Consider the following 22,012-nt stretch of genomic DNA (forward strand, 5'->3'; position numbering starts at 1 on the left):
TTGGAAAACCGCCTCGCTGGTCGTCTGCAGCCCCGAAGGGTGTGTCGTCTCAAGCGAGGAGGCGCATTCTACAGACCTGCCGGAGGGAGTCAACAACCTTTTTGAAAAAACTTTCAAAAAGGTTAAAACAACAAAAAACGGCCGGATCCTGAAAGGAATCCGGCCGTTTTCTCAATCTGCCTTTTAAGCGATCAGCTATCAGCTTCCGGTTCCGTTTCGCCCTGGGGACGACGACCTGTGAAGCGGGCCATCAACAAGCCCAGCTCAAACAGCAACCACATGGGACCTGCAAGCAGACTCTGGGAAATCACATCCGGAGGAGTCAGCAGCATACCCACAACAAAACAGCCAACAATCACGTAAGCGCGCTTCGATGCCAGGGACTTCACGTCGGTAATACCGGACCAAACCATCAACAGAGTGGCGATGGGGATTTCAAAAACGATACCGAACGCGAAGAACAGCTTGAGCACGAAGTTCAGATAGCTGCTGATATCGGTCATCATGGCCACGTTTTCCGGCCCGGTACTGGTAAAGAAACCAAAGATCAGCGGAAAGACCACAAAGTAAGCGAACGCTATGCCTGCATAGAACAGCAGAATACTGGAGAGCAGCAGCGGGATCGCAAGACGCTTTTCATGCTGATAGAGGCCGGGTGAGATAAACGCCCAGGCCTGATGCAGAAGAAAAGGAATTGCAATGAAGATCGCCGCCACCAGCGTCAGCTTGAACGGTGCGAAGAACGGTGAGGTTACATCCGTTGCGATCATACTGGTGCCTTCCGGCAGCAGTGCGGTCAACGGTGCAGACAGCCATTCGTAAAGATCGTTGGCGAAATAAAACAGTGCCAGAAAGATCAGGAGAACAAGAAAAACACTGTGCAGCAGTCGTTGGCGCAGCTCGACCAGGTGCGAAATCAGCGGCTGCTCTGGATCATGGTGGGTGTCAGTCATCGGCGGGGGACTTCTTCACGCTATTCGCTTGTTCGGCATCATCGCCTGTTGATTTCGCTTCAGGAGCGGACTGGCCAGAGGTGGCTGACGCTGACTTGGTCTCTGCCTCATTAAAGGCGAACGGCTTGCGCATCTCCGCCAGCTCTTCGTCGAGCTTTTCTTTTTCCATGGCGGTGGTGCGCCGCAGCTCCTCAACACGCAGCTCTTCGTTGATCTCGCGCTGAATGTTGTTAACGGAGCGGCGAATACGACCCAGCCAAAGGCCACAGGTTTTAGCTGCCAGCGGTAGCTTCTCGGGCCCAAGCACCAGCAGGGCCACTACACCTATTACCAGCAGCTCGGCAAAGCCGATATCAAACATGCGTCGGCCTTATTTGTCTTCAGACTTCTGCTCGGTTTTAGCTGCGGTCTGATTGTTGTCGGTAAAGTTTGCATCATCCTTATCAAGCGACTTCTTGGCCTCGTCCTGCTTCGCGGACTCATCGTCATTCATCGCCTTCTTGAAACCTTTCACCGCGCTGCCGACATCGCCGCCGAGGTTACGCAGTTTCTTGGTGCCGAACAGAAGGATGATAATTCCCAGTACGATTACCAGCTGCCAGATACTGATTCCACCAAAACCCATAACTACTTCTCCACTGTCGAGCGGTTACTCGAACCTTGATAATTAAACCGTTACTTGTCTGTCCTGGAGGCTTTCTCTTCCAGCCCGGATAGATCGAAGCGGCGTGCCAGTTCGTTTAGCACCGCTTCCGGTGTTTCACCGAGATGCGAGAGAGCAACCAATGAATGAAACCACAGGTCAGCGGTTTCATAAACCAAATCGCTGTTATCTCCGGACAGTTTTGCATCCTTGGCGGCCAGAATCGTTTCGGTCGCTTCTTCGCCGACTTTTTCCAGAATCTTGTTCAGCCCCTTGGCGTGCAGGCTGGCCACATAGGACGAATCCGGTGCAGCCGATTTACGCTGTTCAAGCACTTCGCCAAGCTGCTTCAGAACATCACTCATGGTTACTACCCTGCTTGTCATAGATGGCGCTCGGATCTTTGCGAACCTCGTCGGTGACCTGCCACTCTCCCTGCTCATCGAGTTTACGATAAAAGCAGCTTTCGCGGCCGGTATGACAGGCGATGCCTCCAAGCTGCTCAACCTTAAGCAGAATCACATCGCCATCGCAGTCAAGACGCAGCTCATGGAGTTTCTGCACATGCCCGGACTCTTCGCCCTTGCGCCAGAGTTTAGCGCGGGAACGTGACCAGTAGATGGCGCGCTGCTCCTGATAGGTCAGCGACAGTGATTCTCGATTCATCCACGCAACCATCAGTATACGCCCGGTATTCACATCCTGAGCAATAGCTGGCACCAGACCCTTCTCGTCCCACTTGATCTCTTCCAGCCAGTCGTTATTCATCTGTTTTTCCGTGTCTCTGTCGTTCGCTGTGAACGGCGAAGGATAACCGATGATCCCAACCCCGACCACTATTCGTACAGTAGTGACAGCTTCAGCTACGCCAGAGCACTATCAATCCCAGTGCGCCGCTGAGCCAACCATACCAGGGCAGCTGTTCAATCAGCACCTGGCCTTCCGGCAGCGCGCTCGCCACCCCAAAACCGAGCAGTACCGCAGCAGCCAGAAAACCTCGCCGGGTGCGTTGCCGGCCACTCTTATCCTTTTCGACCTGACGCTGCAGCAGTAACTGTTGTGTTTCATCCAGGCGGCGCATCTGCTGCAGGCTGTCATATACCAGCTGCGGCATATGCGGCAGCTTATCGAGCCAGTCCGGCGCCTGCTGCTTCATCTTTCTATAGACCGCCTTCACCCCCATCCGTTCGCGCATCCACTTCTCGAGGAACGGCTTAGCGGTCTTCCACAGATCCAGATCAGGATAGAGCTGACGCCCAAGACCTTCGATATTGAGCAGGGTTTTCTGCAACAGCACCAGCTGCGGCTGCACCTCCATATTGAACCGTCGCGCCGTCTGGAACAGGCCCAGCAGTACCATGCCGAAGGAGATATCTTTCAGTGGCTTCTCGAAGATTGGCTCACAGACACTGCGGATCGCCGTTTCGAATGCGTTCACATTGGTATTCGCCGGTACCCAACCGGAGTCGATATGCAGCTGGGCCACCTGACGATAGTCACGCTTGAAGAACGCCAGGATATTGCGCGCCAGATAGCTCTGATCTTCCGGCGACAGCGCACCGATAATACCGAAATCGATGGCGATATAGCGTGGGTTATCCGGGTCTTCGCAGGCCACAAAGATGTTGCCCGGGTGCATATCCGCGTGAAAGAAGCTGTCACGGAACACCTGGGTAAAGAAGATCTCCACACCCCGCTCCGCCAGCAATTTCATATCCACATCACGCTGCTTAAGCTGTTCCACATCGGCCACCGGCACACCGTAGATCCGCTCCATCACCAGCACCTGCTGGCGGGTCAGATCCCAGAACACCTCCGGCACATAAAGCATTTCCGAGCCTTCAAAGTTGCGTCGCAGCTGAGAACCGTTGGCCGCCTCCTTACGCAGGTCCAGTTCATCGAAGATGGTCTGTTCATACTCGTTAACCACCTCGACCGGACGCAGGCGGCGCCCTTCAACCCAGAGTTTTTGCACCAGGTGCGCCAGCATGTAGAGAAGCCCCACGTCCTGACGAATCACCGAGGATATGCCCGGGCGGATCACCTTAACGACCACTTCCTGTCCGTTATGCAGGCGTGCGCCATGTACCTGGGCTACCGAGGCTGACGCGATGGGGTCGACCCGAAATTCGGCGAACAGCTCTCCCACCGGCTTGCCCAGAGAACGCTCAATGATCTCCCGCGCCTGCTCACTGGCAAAGGGCGGCACCCGATCCTGCAGACGAGCCAGTTCCACCGCGAGGTCATCCGGTAAAAGATCACGCCGCGTCGACAGCATCTGACCAAATTTGATAAACACAGGCCCCAGGGCTTCGAGTGCGAGACGCAGGCGCTCACCACGAGGAGCTCGCGCACGGATAAACCAGCGCGACGGCAGAAACAGCAGGAAGAAACGCAGATAACGCGGTATCGGCGCTTCCTGAATAAAGGTGTCTAGACGGTAGAGCGCGATGACGCGCGCGATCCTGATCAGGCGAAAAACGGTTCGCACGAAGAAAACTCCGGTAAAGGCGAAAAACGAAGGGGATTATCCAACACCCGGGGTGGTCCAGGCTAATCGATCGACTCAACGACCTGATTACGCCCCCTTTCCTTGGCTTGATAAAGGGCGGTATCCGCCCGGGAAAACAGCGATTCAGGCAGATCCCCGGTGTGAACCTCTGCCACGCCCAGCGATATTGTCACCCGCACAGGCTCTCCGCGAAAGTTAAAAGGACTCGCGGCAACCGCTTCACAGAGTTTCTCCGCCGCTGCTCTCGCATCCGACAGTCCGGTGGAGGGAAACACAACGACAAACTCTTCACCGCCGTAGCGGGCGATAAAATCGCTGCTTCTGAGATTTTTCTGCAGTACCTTGGCGACCAGACGAAGAACCTTATCTCCTGCCAGGTGGCCATACTGGTCATTAATCATCTTGAAGCGATCGAGATCGATAACGGCGACCGAAAATTCGGTGACATAACGATCCCAGCGCTGCAGCTCCGCCGCGATACGATCATCATAGGCCGCACGGTTGGGCATTCCGGTAAGCGGATCGGTGCGTGCTCGCAGCTGCTCCTCTTCCATACGGGATTTCACCCGACCGGTCTCGACCTCCATCTGATCGACTTTCTCAAGCAGCGACTGATAGCGCAGCTGCATGCGCTGCTCTCGGGCGATCTCCTGCTCCCGAAACTCATCCATGGTCTGCACAATCGAGGACAGCTGCTGCGAAACTTCCCGCTTCAGCTCGGCTAACTCAGTGGAGGTACGAACGCTCTGGTGCAATCGATCGACATCATCCCGTACCCTGACGTCCATCGCCTGCTGGGCAGCGAAAGCGCCTCCCTCCTCGGCATGGCTCTGGGTCAGGAAATCCTGAACATACGCCAGCTGCTCGTTGAGGTTCAGCAGGTAATGCTCAAACTCTTCATGTTCAATACCGGTCGACAGCCTCGCGAGCTGAACCAGCTCCGCCATCACTTCCGGTATGTCCGCGGTTTTAACGCCCTGCTCCACCCGCTCGATCAGCTTGCGTGCCAGTGCGATCCCCGAGGACTCAACATTGAGGGCCTCAATCAACTGCAGCATTTCCGCTGCCACACGGCTTTCCAGCAGTTCGAAGTCGATATCCGATACATCCTGCCTGTCGCTCAGTGCATAAGCACCGTCAGCCGTTTCGGGTAGCAGACCTTTCTGCAGTTCTACGATTTCAAGTAGCAGCGTGGAGAGTTTATGGAGGTGCAGCGTCGCTTCGGGAATCCGCCGCTCAGTACTCTTTAGGACATTGATAAACGGTTCGCTATCGCTGAGCTTGCGCAACTGCCCAAGCCAGCGTTCCAGCCCTGCCCGCAGCTCCCGGGCAACCGAGGAACGCTGACCCTCGAGGAGATTGACCTGTTTTTCGATCTGTCGAAAAGTCCGGTCAATACGCTGATCCTGATTATTGGCTGAAAGCCGTTCGCTAAGCTGCAACAGCTCCTGGTCGAGAGCAGGCACCTGCCCTTTGAGGCCTTGCGCTAGCTGAGTCGCCAGCCATTGACCACGTTGCTCAGCCTGCTCCTTCGACTGGGTAAGCTGCGCGTAGTCTTTAGCCAGCGCCTCGTATTTCTCTTTCCAACCGTCCTGCTCTGAAGTCACCGAGCTGCTCCAATTTAAAACGACCGCCGCCGCCAGTCCCAACAACGCTCAAGCAATATATCATGGCGACTTTGTAGAAAAGAAAAAACCGCTCACAAAGGAGCGGTTTTCTGCGTTGGATCAGTGCTCGAAAAGCGTTTAATCGCGCTCTTTGTTCACCAAGTAGTCAACAACTTTCAGCATCTGCTCATGGCCACCGGCACTACCCGCTGTGATCAGGTATTTGCCATCAACGATCATGGAAGGAACACCTTCAATCTGGTAGCCGCGTGCTTTAGATTCGCCCTGCTTCAACTTCATGTTGACCGCGAAGGAGTCGTACTGCTTGCGGAATTCATCCGGATCTACGCCGTAATCTGCGTAGAAATCGGCCAGATCATCCACAGAGCGCATACGTTTGCGCTGCAGGTGAATCGCGTCGAACATCGCCTTGTGGGTTTCGTCGACCTTACCGAGCAGCTCGGCAGCGTAGTAAGCGCGCGCCAGCGGCTCCCAGCTGCGACCGAACACCACAGGAATAGTGACCAGCTTCACATCTTCAGGCTGTTCCGCCTTCCAGTGCTCAAGCAGCGGTTCGAAGTTGTTACAGTGCGGACAGAGGTAACCGAACATCTCGACCACTTCCACCACGCCATCATCAGTACTGGTCGGAACCGGCTGTGCCAGCCGCTTGTACTGAACACCTTCCTGGTAAGCTGGGTCAGCTGCCCAGGCGGTAATAGAGAAACAAGCCGCAACAATCGCAAGCACCCATTTCTTCATAAGTCATGATCTCCGGTTAGAAAAGCTTGAAAGCAAAGACTGACATCGGCGACATAAGTTCCCCAGCCTTTAACTTCCAGTACTTTTCTTGCAGTAAGAAAGAGCTAAGGCAGCCGAAGCTGCCTTAGTGTAAATGCCGAATGCTGACCAAGCTATTAATCAGTGCAGGCCCTGAACGTACTGGGAAACGGCTTTCATTTCCTCTTCGTTCAGCTTAACAGCGATATCCTGCATCATGCCGGACGGGTCGTTGTTGCGCTCGCCCGATGCAAACTTGTTCAGGCTGCTTTCAACATAAGTGGCGTGCTGACCGCTCAGGGACGGGAAGCCAGCCGCATTGTTGCCTTTACCGTTCGGAGAATGGCATGCGGTGCAGGCGGCTACGCCCTTATCGGCGATACCGGCACGGTAGATCTCCTGACCTGCCGCTACCTGATCAGCTGCTGCCTGACCGATCTGAACATTCTGGCTTGCAAAGTAGGCAGCGATGTCTGCCAGGTCCTGCTCGCTCATGGCATCCAGCATACCGGTCATTTCGACCACGGTACGCGCACCACCCTTGATATCGTTCAACTGCTTGAGCAGATAATTTTCGTTCTGCCCGGCCAGTTTCGGAAAGTTGGGTGCAGGACTGTTGCCGTCAGCGCCGTGGCATGCAGCACAGACTGCGACTTTCTGCTGACCTGCCGCTGCATCGCCTGCCGCATGGGCAACGCCGGTGATACCGAGGCTTACCAGTAAACTGATCAGAATTTTGTTCATGGATTAACCCAGACCCCTGTAAGACAAATTGTGTTAGTTTTCGCCGGTAATTTCGGCGAAAACATCCATAGTCGTGTTATCCCTGACTGGAGCGCAAGCCAGATCGCGGGTAAAATTGGCGGCATTATAAACCAATAACCCTACAAACTGGAACGTATATGTTCGTAGGGGGCGAGACAGCGAATCCAAATGTCCTCCACCGAACCAGTCATCCGTTACAACTCCGCACGCTACCTCACCAGCGCATCCAAACTCAATCAGTGCCCGGAAGATGAGGGTGCCGAAGTCGCCTTCGCCGGACGTTCAAACGCAGGCAAGTCCAGCGCCATTAACGCGCTGACTCATCAGGGGCAGCTGGCACGCGTTTCGAAGACACCCGGGCGCACCCAGCTGATCAATTTTTTCGATTTGAACATTGAGGGAATGCGCCTGGTCGACCTGCCGGGTTACGGTTACGCCAAAGTACCGATCGCCCTGAAACAGCACTGGCAGAAGCATCTCGACGCTTATCTGCAGCACCGTGAATGCCTCCGCGGCGTGGTGCTGGTGATGGATATCCGCCATCCGATGAAAGAGTTCGATGAGATGATGGTGAACTGGTGCGAGGCCACCGGTGTGCCCCTGCATGTACTACTGACCAAGGCTGACAAGCTGAAGAAAGGGCCAGCACAAAGCACCCTGCTGTCGCTGAGAAAATCGCTCAAGGAAGCGCTGGGCGACAAGGTCTCTGTGCAGACCTTTTCATCGCTGAAAAAGAGTGGCGTTGACCAGTTGAGAGAGCGCCTGGACAGCTGGTTTCTGCCCGACGAGGCCGAATAAAAACAGCGCTTCGGCTGATTCAGATCAATCAGCCAATCGCTGATCGGGCCAACCTGAATTTCAAACAGTCTCAGATAAAAGAAAACCCCGGAACCGTGAAGGGGAAGAACGGTGCCGGGGTCAGTCGATTTGTCATGACAGGGAAGCCACTTTTCTAACTCGCTACGTCCTGAACTCGCGCGACTTCCAATTACTGAGAGCGTGCAGCGACAGTAAAGTTCCGCCGCTGATCAAAAAATTGATAAATTTGTTCAAAAAACAGGCATCAGTGTGCCTGTTCCCAGTTCTCGCCCGCTTCAGCCTCCACCAGCAGAGGCACATCCAGACTCGCCGCCTGCTCCATCAGCGGATGAACCTTGGCCATAAACGCCTCAACTTCTGACTCGCGCACCTCGAACACCAGTTCATCGTGTACCTGCATGATCATGCGGGCATCGAAGCCGCTGTCGGTGAGCCAGTCATCCACTTTGACCATCGCCTTCTTGATGATATCCGCTGCGGTTCCCTGCATGGGGGCGTTGATCGCGGTACGCTCCGCCGCCTGACGGCGCATCGGGTTACGCGCGTTGATCTCCGGCAGGTAGAGACGACGGCCAAAGATCGTCTCGACGTAGCCCTGTTCACGGGCGCGTTCACGAGTGTCATCCATGTAGCGCTGCACACCGGGATAGGTTTCGAAGTAGTGATCGATATAGGTCTGGGCATCTTTACGGCCTACACCGATCTGCTTCGCCAGACCGAAGGCGGACATGCCGTAGATCAGGCCGAAGTTGATCGCCTTGGCGCTACGGCGCTGATCGGTGGTCACCTCGTCCACCTTCACCTTGAACACCTCGGCCGCCGTGGCCCTGTGGATATCTTCGCCCTGGGCAAAGGCATCCAGCAGCCCCTTGTCACCAGAAAGGTGAGCCATGATACGCAGCTCGATCTGTGAGTAGTCCGCCGCGACGATCTTGTAGCCTTCAGGGGCAATAAACGCCTGGCGAATACGACGCCCTTCGGTGGTACGCACCGGGATGTTCTGCAGGTTCGGGTCGGATGAGGAGAGTCGCCCCGTCGCCGTGTTAGCCTGATGATAGGAGGTGTGAATACGGCCGCTGGCCTTGTTGATCATCAGCGGCAGCTTGTCGGTGTAGGTGGACTTAAGCTTGGACAGGCCACGATGCTCGATAATCACCTTGGGCAGTGGATAGTCCAGCGCCAGCTCCTGCAGCACCTCTTCCGCGGTAGAGGGAGCACCTTTGGGGGTTTTCTTCTTCACCGGCAGGCCCTGCTTCTCGAACAGGATCTCCTGCAGCTGCTTGGTGGAGCTGAGATTAAACGGGCCGCCCGCCAGCTCATGGGCTTCCAGCTCCAGCTCCGCCAGACGTTTTTCGATCTCCTTGCTCTGCTTCGCCAGTAGCGTCGCATCCACCAGCGCGCCGTTGCGCTCGATACGCGACAGCACCGGTACCAGCGGCAGCTCGATATCGTGCAGCACCTTGATCAGGTCACCTTCGGCTTCCAGTTTCGGCGTCAGGGTTTCATGCAGGCGCAGTGTAATATCGGCATCTTCCGCCGCGTAGGGCGAGGCCTGTTCCAGATCGATCTGGTTGAAGGTGAGCTGTTTCTTGCCCTTGCCGGCGATGGTCTCGAAGCTGACCGTCTCATGATTGAGGTAACGCTGCGCCAGGGAATCCATATCGTGACGGCTGGCGGTGGAGTTCAGCACGTAGGACTCCAGCATGGTATCGGAACCGAGACCACGGATCTCGATGCCGTATTTCGCCAGCACATTCATATCGTACTTGATGTGCTGGCCGATCTTTTTCAGCTCTTCATCTTCGAGCAGCGGTTTCAGCTGCGCCAGCACGGCGTTGCGATCCAGCTGATCCGGCGCGCCGACATAATCATGGGCCAGCGGCACATAGGCGGCCTTGCCCGCTTCCACGGCGAAGGAAACACCGACCAGTTCCGCTTCCATATAGTTGAGGCTGGTGGTTTCGGTATCGAAAGCGAAGCTGCCCGCTGCGCGCAGTTTGTCCAGCCAGCGATCCAGCTCCGCCTGCTCCAGCACCGTTTCATACTCGGTCTCGATAGCGGCAACCGGTTCCTCGGCTGCAGCCAGACCTTCATCTCCCGCCTCTTCCAGCTCACGCACCCAGGTCTTGAACTCGAAACGTTTAAACAGCTCGATCAGCTTGTCGCTCTGAGGTGCCGGCAGGGTGATATCGCCCAGGCCCACATGCAGCTCCACATCGGTCTTGATGGTGGCCAGCATGTAGGAGAGCTCCGCCATCTCGCGATTCTCTTCCAGCTTTTTCGGCATCGACTTGGCGCCACGGAAACCGAGATCCGGAATCGTATCCAGATTCTCGTACAGATCCTTGATGCTGCCGATCCCCTGCAGCAGCGCCAGCGCGGTTTTTTCACCCACGCCCGGTACGCCCGGAATGTTGTCCACCTTGTCACCCATCAGGGCGAGATAGTCGATAATCAGCTCCGGCGGGATACCAAACTTCTCCTTCACCCCATCCACATCCATCAGGGTGTCGGTCATGGTGTTGATCAGCGTGACCTTGGCGTCAACCAGTTGCGCCATATCCTTATCGCCGGTGGAGATCACCACGTCACAGCAGGAGGCTTCCGCCTGGCGCGCCAGCGTGCCGATCACATCGTCGGCCTCGACCCCCTCTTCAACGAACATCGGAATACCCATGGCGCGGATAATGTCGTGAATCGGCTCGATCTGGTCGCGCAGATCATCCGGCATCGGGGGGCGTTGCGCTTTATACTCGGGGTACACTTCGTCGCGGAAGGTTTTGCCCTTGGCATCAAACACCACTGCCACCGGGCTGTCCGGATACTGTTTAAGCAGACTGCGCATCATCGAGGTCACAACACGTACCGCGCCGGTGGGGAAACCCTCCGCCGTTCTCAGGTCCGCCTGCTGGGAAGCAAAAAACGCCCGGTATAAATAGGAGGAGCCGTCAACTAGAATAACGGGTGGTTTCTGTGCGCTCATCGGTGTATCCATCGCCAGTTGGGTGTAGATCGGGACTTGTTCGGCCCGTCGCAAAGGCCCACAATCATAGACAAATCAGGCCGCTTCGACCAATGCGGGACGGCCACAGCTAAACAGGAAGATAGCGATGAAAAAAGCGATTCTACTGGCAGGTCTGCTGGCATTGGCGCCGGTGGCCCATGCGGAGGTCGTCACCGATACGGAAACCACTGAGCCTGAAATCAGCATCTCCCACGATGGTGACGCTACCTATTACGAATACTCCGTGAATGGAGAGATACGTGAAATCAAGGTTGTACCCAAGGTGGGCAAACCCTACTACCTGGTACCGGCCGATGGTTCCGATGAATTTATCCGAGCTGGCGAGTCTCAGCTCCTGATCCCTAAATGGGTTATTTTTCGCTGGTAATTATCCACTGTGGCAGTCTATACCCCCGTATCCGAGGCACAGCTCGACAAGCTGCTGGCCGACTATGACCTGGGCCGCTGTATCGACCTGAAAGGGATCGACGGCGGGATCGAAAACACCAACTACTTTGTGACGCTGGAGGCTGACGGAAAGCAGACCCAGTACGTCCTCACCCTGTTTGAGGAGTTCAGTTACGAGGAGATGCCTTTCTTCGTCGAGCTGGGCAAATGGCTGGCGGAGCGCGGCGTGCCCGTGCCCTATGCCATTGAGGACCGCAACGGCATCGGCCTTAAGCAGTTAAACGGCCGTCCGGCGTTTCTGCAGCCGCGTTTCCATGGCGGCCACGTAGACCAGCAGGACCTGACCCCGGCCCACTGCGCCAGTATCGGCGCCGCGCTGGCCAAACTGCACCTGGCCGGCAAGGACTTTTTCCTCACCCGCCAGGCACACCGTGGCGTGTTCTGGTGGCGTCGGGAAAGCGCCAACATCCTGCCGCGTCTGAGCGCCGAGGATGCCGCGCTGCTGAGCGAAGAGGTTCGCCTGTTCGATGAACTGCGTGAACAGCACGGTGAAGAGATGCCGATGGGTATCATCCACGGCGATCTGTTTCATGATAATGCGCTGTTTGTCGGCGAAAATGTGGATGCGATCCTGGATATCTACAACGCTGCCACCGCTTACCTGCTGTTCGATCTGGCCATCGTCGCCAACGACTGGTGCGTCAACCCGGATGGCAGCATCGATGCCGCCCGCGAGCGTGCACTGCTCGACGCCTACGCGGCGGTTCGCCCATTCGAAGCGATCGAAAAGCAGGTCTGGCCGCAGCTTTGCCGTACCGCTGCCATGCGTTTCTGGCTTTCCCGCCTGATCCCCTGGCTCGGCATCAGCCAGGCTTCGCGTCAGGGTGGCGAGATGAAACTGAAGGATCCGGATGAACTGAAACGGATTCTGCTGGGTCGCATCAAGCAGCCTTCCAGCCTCTGAATCGGGCCCTTCGGGGCCCTTTTCCTGTATACTTAGCCAGTATTTCACAACTTCGTTATACTGCGCTTTTTCCTTTCTACTCTCTTACAAAGCTGCACAGACCCAATGGACGTTACCCACATCATCGACTCGCTCAACGATGCCCAGCGCCAGGCGGTCACCGCCGACGTCAAAAACCTGCTGGTGCTGGCCGGTGCCGGTTCCGGCAAGACCCGCGTACTGGTGCATCGCATCGCCTGGCTGATCGAAGCCGAAGGCATCTCGCCCTACTCCATCATGTCCGTGACCTTTACCAACAAGGCCGCCCGCGAGATGCGTGGACGTATCGAACATCTGCTGGGTCTCAACACCCATGGCATGTGGGTGGGCACCTTCCACGGACTGGCGCACCGCCTGCTGCGGGCTCACTGGCAGGATGCGGGCCTGAGGGACAACTTCCAGATCATGGACAGCGACGACCAGCTGCGCCTGATCAAGCGTCTGTGCAAAGAGATGAACCTGGACGAAACCCGCTGGCCTCCGAAGCAGATCCAGTGGTACATCAACGCCCAGAAAGATGAAGGTCTGCGCAGCCACCATATCGAACGTAGCGGCGATATGTTCCAGGACACCATGGTGCGCGCCTACGAAGCCTACGAGCAGGCCTGTGATCGCGGCGGCATGATCGACTTCGGCGAACTGCTGCTGCGCGCGCTGGAACTGCTGCGCGACCGGGCACCAGCGCTGCTCAAGCATTACCGCGAGCGCTTTCGCTACGTGCTGGTGGACGAGTTTCAGGATACCAACGCCATCCAGTACGCCTGGCTGCGTCTGCTCTGCCAGGGTGAAGACAAGCTGATGGCGGTGGGCGATGATGACCAGTCGATCTACGGCTGGCGTGGCGCCCGGATCGAAAACATCCAGAACCTGCCGGAGCATTTCCCCGGTACCGAAACCATCCGCCTGGAGCAGAACTACCGCTCCACCAGCAACATCCTCAACGCGGCCAACGCCGTGATCAGCAACAACTTTGGCCGCCTCGGCAAACAGCTCTGGACCAGCCTCGGCGATGGCGAAGCGCTAAGCCTCTACGCCGCGTTCAACGAGCAGGACGAGGCACGCTTTATCGTCGATCAGATCAGCAAATGGGTCGAGGATGGTAACCGTCGCGACGAAAGCGCGATTCTCTACCGCTCCAACGCCCAGTCGCGCGTGCTCGAGGAGATGCTAATCCGCGCCGGGATGCCCTACCGCATCTACGGTGGTCAGCGCTTTTATGATCGCCTGGAGATCAAGAACGCCCTGGCCTACATGCGCCTGCTGGCCAACCGCGATGACGATACCGCCATGGAGCGGGTGATCAACGTGCCTACCCGTGGCATCGGCACCCGCACCATCGAGCAGATCCGAGAGCACGCCCGCGCCGAGGGGGTCTCCATGTGGCGCGCCGCCAACGAGATCATCGAGTACGGCAAACTCGCCGCCCGTGCAGGCAATGCGCTGCAGACGTTTATCGACCTGATCAACAGCCTCGACTCCGACACCACGGAAACCGAACTGCACGAGCAGACCGAACACGTGGTGAAACACTCCGGGCTGATCGAGCATCATGAGAAGGAAAAAGGCGAGAAAGCCCAGTCCCGCATCGAGAACCTTGAGGAACTGGTCACCGCCGCGCGCCAGTTTGCCGGTCAATGGCAGGAAGACGAGACACCGGAAGGCTTCAACTCCGTACTCGCCGCCTTCCTCGACCAGGCCGCGCTGGATGCCGGTGAAGCCCAGGCCGATGTGCACACCGACAGCGTCCAGCTGATGACCCTGCACTCCGCCAAGGGCCTGGAGTTCCCGCTGGTGTTCCTGGCCGGTATGGAGGAGGGTCTGTTCCCGCACAGCATGTCTGCCGAGGACCCGAACCGCCTCGAAGAGGAGCGCCGCCTCTGTTACGTGGGCATCACCCGCGCCATGCAGAAGCTCTATCTGACCTATGCCGAGTCCCGTCGTCTGCATGGCCAGGAAAACTACAACCGCCCCTCCCGGTTTATCCAGGAGATCCCCAACGAGTACATCGAAGAGGTGCGCCTCAACGCCAGCGTGCGTCGCCCTTACGGCAGCAGCGGTTATCAGGATGAAGGGGGATCACTCTTCGGCAGCTCTTCAAGCCTGAGCAGCAGCGAGATCCCGGAAACCAGCCTGAGCCTGGGTCAGCGCGTGCGTCATCCGAAGTTCGGCGAAGGCTTTGTCACCAACTTCGAGGGCAGCGGCCCGAAAGCGCGGGTGCAGATCAACTTCGATTACGAAGGCAGCAAGTGGCTGGTGGTGGGTTTCGCCAAGCTTGAAGCGATCTGATTTGTAAATACTCACGAACGTCAAAGGGCCGCGATTGCGGCCCTTCATGCTTTTACTTAAGTGTTAATCCTACCCGGGTCAGCTATCGCACCAGACTCCCCTTCTGTGCAGCCGAGCATCGCAGACTGAAAGAGAAACAAGGGAAGGGCTGTCTGAGTGCCGCAGGCCGAGTTTCCCTTCCCGCTCTTTCAGACGAGAAGCACAGGGCAGTCGGCGCAGCCGACCAAACGGCAGGGGCGGCTTGGGATTGTTAAGGGCCTTGTCCGTTACAAGGCCCTTAACTCGCCAGCAGGTGAAACCTGCATCGATATATGCAGTACTGTTTAAGACGTTTCCATGAACGGTGCAGGCTTCAGGATCACACCGCCAGATACTGACGAATCAGCTCATCACTCAACTTATCCATGCTGTCCGCTGCCATGATGCGGCCACGGTCGAGGATGGCGAAGCTGTCGGCGTATTTACGTGCGAAGGGCAATTTTTGCTCTACGAGGATAACGGTGAGTCCATCCTCCTCCATCAGGCGGCGGATAACCTCGCCGATCTGGGCCACGATGTTGGGCTGAATCCCCTCGCCGGGCTCATCCAGAATCAACAGCTTCGGTTCGATCACCAACGCACGTCCGATCGCCAGTTGCTGTTGCTGACCGCCGGAGAGGTCGCCGCCACGGCGGTTTTTCATCTCCTTGAGCACCGGGAAAAGTTCGTAGATACGCTCGGGGATGGTTTTCAGGCCATCCTTACGCACCGCCAGACCGGTACGCAAGTTCTCCTCCACCGTCAGCATCGGGAAGATCTGCCGTCCCTGGGGCACGTAGCCGATGCCGTGGCGGGAGCGCTGTTCGATGCTGAGCTTGGTAAGCTCGGCGCCGTCTTCCAGCTTGATCGAGCCGCTTTTCACCGACTCTTCGCCCATGATGCACTTCATCAGCGTGGTTTTACCCACGCCGTTACGGCCCATGACACAGAGACACTGCCCCTTGGGAATCTCAAGGTTCAGATCCCAGAGCGTGTGGCTTTCGCCGTAAAACTGATTGAGTTGTTCAATGTTCAGCATCAGTCATCCTCTCCCAGATACACCTTGATAACCTCCGGGTCTGCGGAGACCTGATCCATGCTGCCCTCGGCCAGTACACTGCCCTGGTGCAGCACAGTCACCTTGCGGGCGATGGAGCGGACAAAACCCATATCGTGTTCAACCACCACCACCGACTGCTTGCCGGCCAGGCCAGTGAGCAGCTCGGCGGTGCGTTCCATCTCCTGCTCGGTCATACCAGCCACCGGCTCATCCACCAGCAGCAGACGCGGCTTCTGCATCAGCAGCATGCCGATCTCGAGCCACTGTTTCTGGCCGTGGGAGAGAATACCGGCCTGGCGTGTTTCCAGCGCCTTGAGGCCGATGATCCCGAGCACTTCATCGATACGGTCATAATGCTCACCGGCCAGGCGCGAACGCAGCGATGGCAGCACCCGCTTGTCCGCGGCCATGGAAAGCTCCAGGTTTTCGAACACTGTCAGCGCCTCGAACACCGTTGGTTTCTGGAACTTGCGGCCGATACCGAGGGTGGCAATCTCCGGCTCGTTCATAGTCAGCAGGTTGTGGCGGCTGCCGAACCAGACCGAGCCCTCATCCGGCGTGGTTTTACCGGTGATGATATCCATCATGGTGGTTTTACCGGCACCGTTGGGGCCGATGATGCAGCGCAGTTCGCCATCATCGATGGTCAGGTTCAGATTGTTGATCGCCTTGAAGCCGTCGAAGCTCACGCTCACGCCTTCCAGGTAGAGGATCGGGCCGTGGCGCACATCCACCGGGGATTGCGTCGGCGCGAGGAAATCAAAGACCCGGTCACGACGGGTCAGCTCCGTCATCAGGTTCATGCCGTAGCCTCCTGTTCAGTACCGCCGCTGGCGGGGCTATCCGCTTTTTTCTTTTTACCCAGGTTTGCAAACAGACCGGCAATCCCTTTCGGCAGGAACACGGTCACCAGCACGAACAGGGCGCCGAGGGCGAACAGCCAGGCGTCCGGCATCACACCGGTAAACACGGTCTTGGCGTAGTTGACGATCAGCGCACCGATCACTGCGCCATACAGCGTTGCACGACCACCCAGGGCCACCCAGACCACCACTTCGATGGAGAACAGCGGCGAGAATTCGCTGGGGTTGATGATGCCGACCTGGGGCACATACAGCGCACCGGCCACACCCGCTAACATTGCAGATACCACGAATACGAACAGCTGTACCCGCTCTACGCGATAGCCGATAAAGCGTGTCCGCGCTTCGGCATCACGGCAGGCCACGCTGACGCGGCCCAGCTTGGAACCGACGATGGCGCGGCAGATGATGTAACCCAGCGCCAGCGCAATACCGGAGGCGATAAACAGGCCGAGTCGGGCGCCGTCGGTACGCAGATCGAAACCGAGGATATCCATGAAGTCGGTCAGACCGTTGTTGCCGCCAAAGCCCATCTCGTTGCGGAAGAAGGCCAGCATCAGTGCGAAGGTCAGCGCCTGGGTGATGATCGACAGGTAAACGCCGGTCACGCGGGAGCGGAACGCCAGGTAACCGAAGACGAAAGCGAGGATGCCCGGCGCCAGCAGCACCATGATGAAGGCGAACCAGGCCATATCGAAGCCGGACCAGTACCAGGGCAGCTCCTGCCAGTTCAGGAACACCATGAAGTCGGGCAGATCCGGGTTACCGTAAACACCGCGATCACCGATCTGGCGCATCAGGTACATGCCCATGGCGTAACCGCCCAGGGCAAAGAAGGCGCCGTGGCCAAGGCTGAGGATACCGAGATACCCCCAGACCAGATCCACCGCCACCGCCAGCAGCGCGTAGCAGAGGTACTTGCCCATCAACGTGACGGTGTAGGTGCTGACGTGCAGTGCGCTGTCCTGCGGCATCGCCAGGTTAAGGAAGGTTACCAGCGCCACCGCACCCAGCAGCACGCCGAGGAAGGTCAGGGTGGAGCGTTCGGTGAACGGTCGGGTCAACCAGGACTGGCTGTAATTAACTGCATGCGCCATGGATCAACCCTCCGCCGCACGGCCCTTCTGCGGGAAGAGTCCGCGCGGGCGTTTCTGAATGAACAGGATGATGAACACCAGTACCAGGATCTTGGCGAGAACGGCGCCCGCCCAGGGTTCCAGCAGCTGGTTGATGGTGCCGAGGGTCAAACCCGCCACCAGGGTGCCCCAGAGGTTACCCACACCGCCGAATACCACCACCATGAAGGAGTCGATGATGTAGTTCTGGCCCAGGTTCGGACCCACGTTGGTGATCTGTGACAGCGCCACGCCGGCAAGACCGGCCACACCGGAGCCCAGGGCAAAGGTCATAATATCGACGCGGGTCGCCTTGATCCCCATGGAGCGCGCCATGGCGCGGTTCTGGGTTACGGCGCGCACTTCCAAGCCGAGACGGGTCTTGCGCATGATCAGCATCAGGCCGAAGAACACCACCAGCGCAAAGCCGATGATGTAGAGGCGGTTCAGCGTCAGGCTCAGGCCTTCGTTGATCATGATGGAGCCACTCATCCACTCCGGCGTAATCACGGTGCGGTTCAGCGGAGAGATGACGGTACGGACCAGCTGCTGCAGAATCAGGCTGATACCGAAGGTCGCCAGCAGGGTTTCCAGCGGACGCCCCTTGAGGTGCTGGATAACGCTACGCTCGATCGCCACACCGGCCAGCGCGGCCACCAGGAAACCGGCGGGGATAGAAAGTATCAGCGCCAGACCCGGCTGGCCCGGCAGCAACTGCTGCATGCCCCAGGTGGTATAGGCACCGAGCATGATCAACTCACCGTGGGCCATGTTGATAACACCCATGACACCGAAGGTGATCGCCAAACCGATCGCGGCCAGCACCAGCACCGAACCCAGCGAGATACCGAAGTAGAGCGTCTTCGCCGCATCGTTGATCTTCAGCTTCTGCTCGATGCTCTCCAGCGCCTGCTTGGCCGCAGCGGCCAGTTCGGCGTTATCGCTGTTGGCGGCGCTGTTCAATGCCGCGCGGGCATCGGAATTCAGGCTGCCGGACAGAACTTCCACCGAGGCCAGGTCACCCTGCTCGACAACACGGTAGATCGCCACAGCTTCCTGCAGCGCGGCTTTTACCTCGGCGTTCTCTTCAGCGTTCATGATGTCGCTGATGCGCTTGATCTGGCTTTCGCCGACGCTGCCACGCAGGTCGCGGGCGGCGGCCAGTCGCTTCGCCGGATCCTCCACGGTCAGGTCGATGACAGACAGAATGCCATCAAGCTCGCTACGCAGAGAGTTGTTGATACGGATGCTGTCCAGGTCACGCCGGGAGACTTCGCCGAGCTCTTCGCCAGTCAGTGCATCAGCCACGGTCCAGTTGCGGCCGCGGTTGGTCAGCACGATGACAAACGCACCGGTCTCTTCGTTGCGTGCCAGCTTGCCATCAGAGAAGGCTTCCAGCCATTGCCGCGCACGTTCGTCGCCGCTGGCCGCGATTTCACTGATGATGTCACCCTTTTTAGCGTTGGGCACATCGGCCAACTGCTGTAAAAGGGATTGCGCCTGCGCATCGTCCGCCTGGGCGGAAAACGCAAACAGGGAGAGCAGACAGGCAGTCAGAAGCAGTCTGAGCGACCGGGTGATCCTCATGGTTGCATCCTATCTTTGAGTTAATTCGAAATGGATCTGTCCCAGACGGGACGGAGGGCGCAGGCACCGGGCCGGTATCGGCCGGCGCCCGCGGGTATCGCTATTGCAGCCGGTTAATCAGCCGCTCCTCAGTTGGAAGCGACTTTTTCGGCACCACCGCAGGTCTTTTCGACCACGTTGTAGTTACCGCAGAACAGCGGCTTACGCCAATCGCTGATCAGGTCCTTGGAACCCGGCAGGAAGTCGGACCAGGCATCGCCAGCCACGGTGGACGGGGTTTCCCAGACTACGGAGAACTGGCCGTTGTCCTGGATCTCACCGATCAGCACCGGCTTGGTGATGTGATGGTTCGGCATCATGGTGGCGTAACCACCGGTCAGGTTCGGTACAGAAACGCCGATGATCGCGTCTTTGACCGCATCAACGTCGGTGGTACCGGCTTTCTTGACCGCCTCAGTCCACATGTTGAAACCGATGTAGTGCGCTTCCATCGGGTCGTTGGTGACGGCGTTTTCGTCATCCTTGTACGCAACCCACTGATCGATGAAGTCGTAGTTGGCGTCGGCATCCACGCTCATGAAGTAGTTCCAGGCGGCCAGGTGACCCACCAGCGGTCCGGTATCGATACCGGAGAGTTCCTGCTCACCCACGGAGAAGGCGACGACCGGGATATCGGAAGCTGAGATGCCCTGGTTACCCAGTTCGCGGTAGAACGGTACGTTGGCATCGCCATTGATAGTGGAAACCACGGCGGTCTTCTTGCCCTGACTACCGAACTCCTTGATGTCCGCCACGATAGACTGCCAGTTGGAGTGACCGAACGGCGTGTAGTTGATCATGATGTCTTCTTCGGCAACACCGTGGTCCTTGAGGTAAGTTTCCAGGATCTTGTTGGTGGTACGCGGGTAGACGTAGTCGGTACCGGCCAGTACCCAGCGCTCAACACCGATCTCGTTCATCAGGTAATCCACCGCCGGGATCGCCTGCTGGTTAGGCGCTGCACCGGTGTAGAACACGTTTTCAGAGGATTCTTCGCCTTCGTACTGAACCGGGTAAAACAGCAGGCCGTTCAGCTCTTCAACCACCGGCAGTACGGACTTACGGGAAACCGAGGTCCAGTTACCGAAGATCACGTCGACTTCTTCCTTGGCCAGCAGCTCACGCGCCTTCTCGGCAAACAGCGGCCAGTTTGAAGCGGGGTCCACAACCACCGGCTCCAGTTCGCGACCCAGCAGACCGCCTTTCTCATTCTGCTCTTCAATCAGCATCAGCATGGTGTCTTTCAGTGTGGACTCACTGATAGCCATGGTGCCAGACAGAGAGTGCAGGATACCTACCTTGATCGGATCCGCGGCCCAGGCCGCCATGGAAAAGCCAGCTGCACCAACGGTCAGAGCGACACTTGCGGCCAGTGATTTGATCTTCATTGCATGAACCCCCTTGGGATTAGATGAAAAGTTCTCAGCACAGGACCGATTATTCTTCCCACTCTTATTGCGCGGTATGCGCGTAATGACGCAGTGGACTACGTCATTTGACGTAGTGGGCGTTCAGCGCGGTGGCAAAATCGTGAAAAACCCTGCGTATCACTGCATCCAATCTCTGCAGACAAGTTAGGCGAACATGCAAAAGATACGGTTAACTTGCAGCTATCTGTTAAAAAAACTAGTCTCTTTACTCACATTACTGTCATGGAATAGAGTCATGTTGAAACCGCTGGTGATCGTCTGCCTCGCCCTTCTATTGGGAGCTTGTTCATTTACTCCCCATCAGAACATCGCCCTGGAGCGTAATGAGCTGGCCAAGCGGCAGCTAGCTCAGAGCGGTAATCTAAACGAACTCGATTTTGACGGTACGCCGCTTTGCGCCGCAGCCCTTACAAACAATATGGAAATGGCACGTTACCTTTTGGATAAAGGTGCCAAGGTCAACTTCGGTAATGCTGAAGGCTACCGATCCAAGACCGCACTGCACTCTGCAGCAGCGGTGGGCTCAATTGAAATCGCCAAGCTTTTGATGGCCCACGGCGCTGACCTGAGCATTCGTAACCGTGAGAACATGACCCCCCTTGAACTCGCCAGAGCAGAGGGCCAACCCGCAATGGTTGAACTACTGACCAGGTACGAATCCGCACTCACCGACTGGGAAGCAACGAAAAACAGCAACAGCGTTACGGCTTACCAGCAGTTTTTGCGCGACCACCCCGGTTCACTGTATGAACAAGAGGCACAGGCGCAGCTGCAAACCCTGCAGGCAGAAGCGCAGAAGCAGGCTGCTCTGGATGCCATGGAGGCACAGCTGCCGGTTAGTGTGCGTCGCGACAAATATATGCTGCAGCTCTCCAACTACCTGAAACAGCAGGATTATCAGAAAGCGCTGGAGATCTTCCCTAAGCTTGAGGCACTGCCTACGGCAATCGATCCATCGTTCAACTACTTCTATGGCGAAGCACTGCTGAGAACCAACCAGCCGCAGCGAGCGCTGGAAAAACTCTATCGCTACGTTAACCAGCAGGGGTCGGGCGCCACTCACTACACCCCAGCGCTGCAGCTGATCAACCAGGCTGAGTCCAGGCTTTAACGGCAAGGA

21 protein-coding genes are annotated in these 22,012 nt (G+C 57.4%); 6 read left to right on the forward strand and 15 right to left on the reverse strand.

The annotated features are described in order from the left end of the window. Window positions 1–187 (forward strand): hypothetical protein (locus CLV83_RS22715; protein WP_207894953.1); only part of this gene is annotated, 187 nt, incomplete at its 5' end. 4 nt (window positions 188–191) lie between these two features. Here CLV83_RS22715 and tatC read toward each other — a convergent pair. From tatC to CLV83_RS18535, 9 genes are all read right to left on the reverse strand, one after another. Beyond that, complete coding sequence (gene tatC, locus CLV83_RS18495; protein WP_132296091.1) at window positions 192–953, reverse strand: twin-arginine translocase subunit TatC; 762 nt, start codon at window positions 951–953, stop codon at window positions 192–194. Beyond that, entirely contained in the window at window positions 946–1,314 is a 369-nt protein-coding gene (tatB, locus tag CLV83_RS18500; protein WP_132296094.1) for a Sec-independent protein translocase protein TatB, read from the reverse strand. Before tatB ends, tatC begins: the two co-directional genes overlap by 8 nt. Window positions 1,315–1,323: 9 nt before the next feature. Continuing rightward, a complete protein-coding gene (gene tatA / locus CLV83_RS18505; protein ID WP_132296097.1) occupies window positions 1,324–1,578 on the reverse strand; it encodes a Sec-independent protein translocase subunit TatA in 255 nt (84 codons plus the stop codon). A gap of 50 nt (window positions 1,579–1,628) precedes the next feature. Continuing rightward, the gene (locus CLV83_RS18510) at window positions 1,629–1,961 is read right to left on the reverse strand and encodes a phosphoribosyl-ATP diphosphatase (RefSeq protein WP_132296100.1); all 333 of its coding nucleotides are present in this window, start codon (window positions 1,959–1,961) and stop codon (window positions 1,629–1,631) included. Then, complete coding sequence (hisI, locus tag CLV83_RS18515; protein ID WP_279387538.1) at window positions 1,954–2,415, reverse strand: phosphoribosyl-AMP cyclohydrolase; 462 nt, start codon at window positions 2,413–2,415, stop codon at window positions 1,954–1,956. The genes CLV83_RS18510 and hisI overlap by 8 nt, the downstream gene beginning before the upstream one ends. A gap of 40 nt (window positions 2,416–2,455) precedes the next feature. Next, window positions 2,456–4,087: a ubiquinone biosynthesis regulatory protein kinase UbiB gene (gene ubiB / locus CLV83_RS18520; RefSeq protein WP_132296106.1), complete on the reverse strand. Its 1,632-nt coding sequence runs from the start codon at window positions 4,085–4,087 to the stop codon at window positions 2,456–2,458. A gap of 62 nt (window positions 4,088–4,149) precedes the next feature. After that, window positions 4,150–5,715, reverse strand: a complete 1,566-nt coding sequence (locus tag CLV83_RS18525) for a GGDEF domain-containing protein (RefSeq protein WP_132296109.1) — start codon at window positions 5,713–5,715, stop codon at window positions 4,150–4,152. 138 nt (window positions 5,716–5,853) lie between these two features. Next, complete coding sequence (locus tag CLV83_RS18530) at window positions 5,854–6,477, reverse strand: thiol:disulfide interchange protein DsbA/DsbL (protein WP_132296112.1); 624 nt, start codon at window positions 6,475–6,477, stop codon at window positions 5,854–5,856. 159 nt (window positions 6,478–6,636) lie between these two features. Then, the gene (locus CLV83_RS18535) at window positions 6,637–7,239 is read right to left on the reverse strand and encodes a c-type cytochrome (protein WP_132296115.1); all 603 of its coding nucleotides are present in this window, start codon (window positions 7,237–7,239) and stop codon (window positions 6,637–6,639) included. A 189-nt stretch (window positions 7,240–7,428) separates the two neighbouring features. Between CLV83_RS18535 and yihA the strand changes: the two genes are divergently transcribed. After that, window positions 7,429–8,058, forward strand: a complete 630-nt coding sequence (gene yihA, locus CLV83_RS18540; protein ID WP_132296118.1) for a ribosome biogenesis GTP-binding protein YihA/YsxC — start codon at window positions 7,429–7,431, stop codon at window positions 8,056–8,058. Between the two features lie 265 nt (window positions 8,059–8,323). On the opposite strand, the gene polA is transcribed toward yihA, so the two are convergent. After that, a complete protein-coding gene (polA, locus tag CLV83_RS18545; RefSeq protein WP_132296121.1) occupies window positions 8,324–11,062 on the reverse strand; it encodes a DNA polymerase I in 2,739 nt (912 codons plus the stop codon). Window positions 11,063–11,189: 127 nt separating this feature from the next. On the opposite strand from polA, the gene CLV83_RS18550 reads away from it, so the two are divergent. From CLV83_RS18550 to uvrD, 3 genes are all read left to right on the forward strand, one after another. After that, window positions 11,190–11,471: a DUF2782 domain-containing protein gene (locus CLV83_RS18550; protein WP_132296124.1), complete on the forward strand. Its 282-nt coding sequence runs from the start codon at window positions 11,190–11,192 to the stop codon at window positions 11,469–11,471. 9 nt (window positions 11,472–11,480) lie between these two features. Then, entirely contained in the window at window positions 11,481–12,455 is a 975-nt protein-coding gene (locus tag CLV83_RS18555) for a homoserine kinase (protein ID WP_132296127.1), read from the forward strand. A 105-nt stretch (window positions 12,456–12,560) separates the two neighbouring features. Next, the gene (uvrD, locus tag CLV83_RS18560) at window positions 12,561–14,780 is read left to right on the forward strand and encodes a DNA helicase II (protein WP_132296130.1); all 2,220 of its coding nucleotides are present in this window, start codon (window positions 12,561–12,563) and stop codon (window positions 14,778–14,780) included. A 358-nt stretch (window positions 14,781–15,138) separates the two neighbouring features. Here the strand turns inward: uvrD and urtE are convergent, their stop codons facing one another. The 5 genes from urtE to urtA all read right to left on the reverse strand — a co-directional run bounded on the left by urtE (window position 15,139) and on the right by urtA (window position 20,790). Further along, a complete protein-coding gene (urtE, locus tag CLV83_RS18565; RefSeq protein WP_132296133.1) occupies window positions 15,139–15,837 on the reverse strand; it encodes an urea ABC transporter ATP-binding subunit UrtE in 699 nt (232 codons plus the stop codon). Beyond that, complete coding sequence (urtD, locus tag CLV83_RS18570; protein WP_132296136.1) at window positions 15,837–16,661, reverse strand: urea ABC transporter ATP-binding protein UrtD; 825 nt, start codon at window positions 16,659–16,661, stop codon at window positions 15,837–15,839. Before urtD ends, urtE begins: the two co-directional genes overlap by 1 nt. Continuing rightward, window positions 16,658–17,818 (reverse strand): urea ABC transporter permease subunit UrtC, encoded by a 1,161-nt coding sequence (gene urtC, locus CLV83_RS18575; protein ID WP_132296139.1) that lies wholly within the window; start codon window positions 17,816–17,818, stop codon window positions 16,658–16,660. The genes urtD and urtC overlap by 4 nt, the downstream gene beginning before the upstream one ends. A 3-nt stretch (window positions 17,819–17,821) precedes the next feature. Beyond that, window positions 17,822–19,423: an urea ABC transporter permease subunit UrtB gene (gene urtB / locus CLV83_RS18580; RefSeq protein WP_132296142.1), complete on the reverse strand. Its 1,602-nt coding sequence runs from the start codon at window positions 19,421–19,423 to the stop codon at window positions 17,822–17,824. A 128-nt stretch (window positions 19,424–19,551) separates the two neighbouring features. Further along, window positions 19,552–20,790: an urea ABC transporter substrate-binding protein gene (urtA, locus tag CLV83_RS18585; protein ID WP_243642450.1), complete on the reverse strand. Its 1,239-nt coding sequence runs from the start codon at window positions 20,788–20,790 to the stop codon at window positions 19,552–19,554. Between the two features lie 337 nt (window positions 20,791–21,127). On the opposite strand from urtA, the gene CLV83_RS18590 reads away from it, so the two are divergent. Next, on the forward strand, window positions 21,128–22,003 hold the full coding sequence (locus tag CLV83_RS18590) for an ankyrin repeat domain-containing protein (protein ID WP_165900352.1): 876 nt from the start codon (window positions 21,128–21,130) through the stop codon (window positions 22,001–22,003). Window positions 22,004–22,012 lie beyond the last annotated feature (9 nt).

The sequence above is a fragment of the Marinobacterium mangrovicola genome (assembly GCF_004339595.1).
GTDB classification, from domain to species: domain Bacteria; phylum Pseudomonadota; class Gammaproteobacteria; order Pseudomonadales; family Balneatricaceae; genus Marinobacterium_D; species Marinobacterium_D mangrovicola.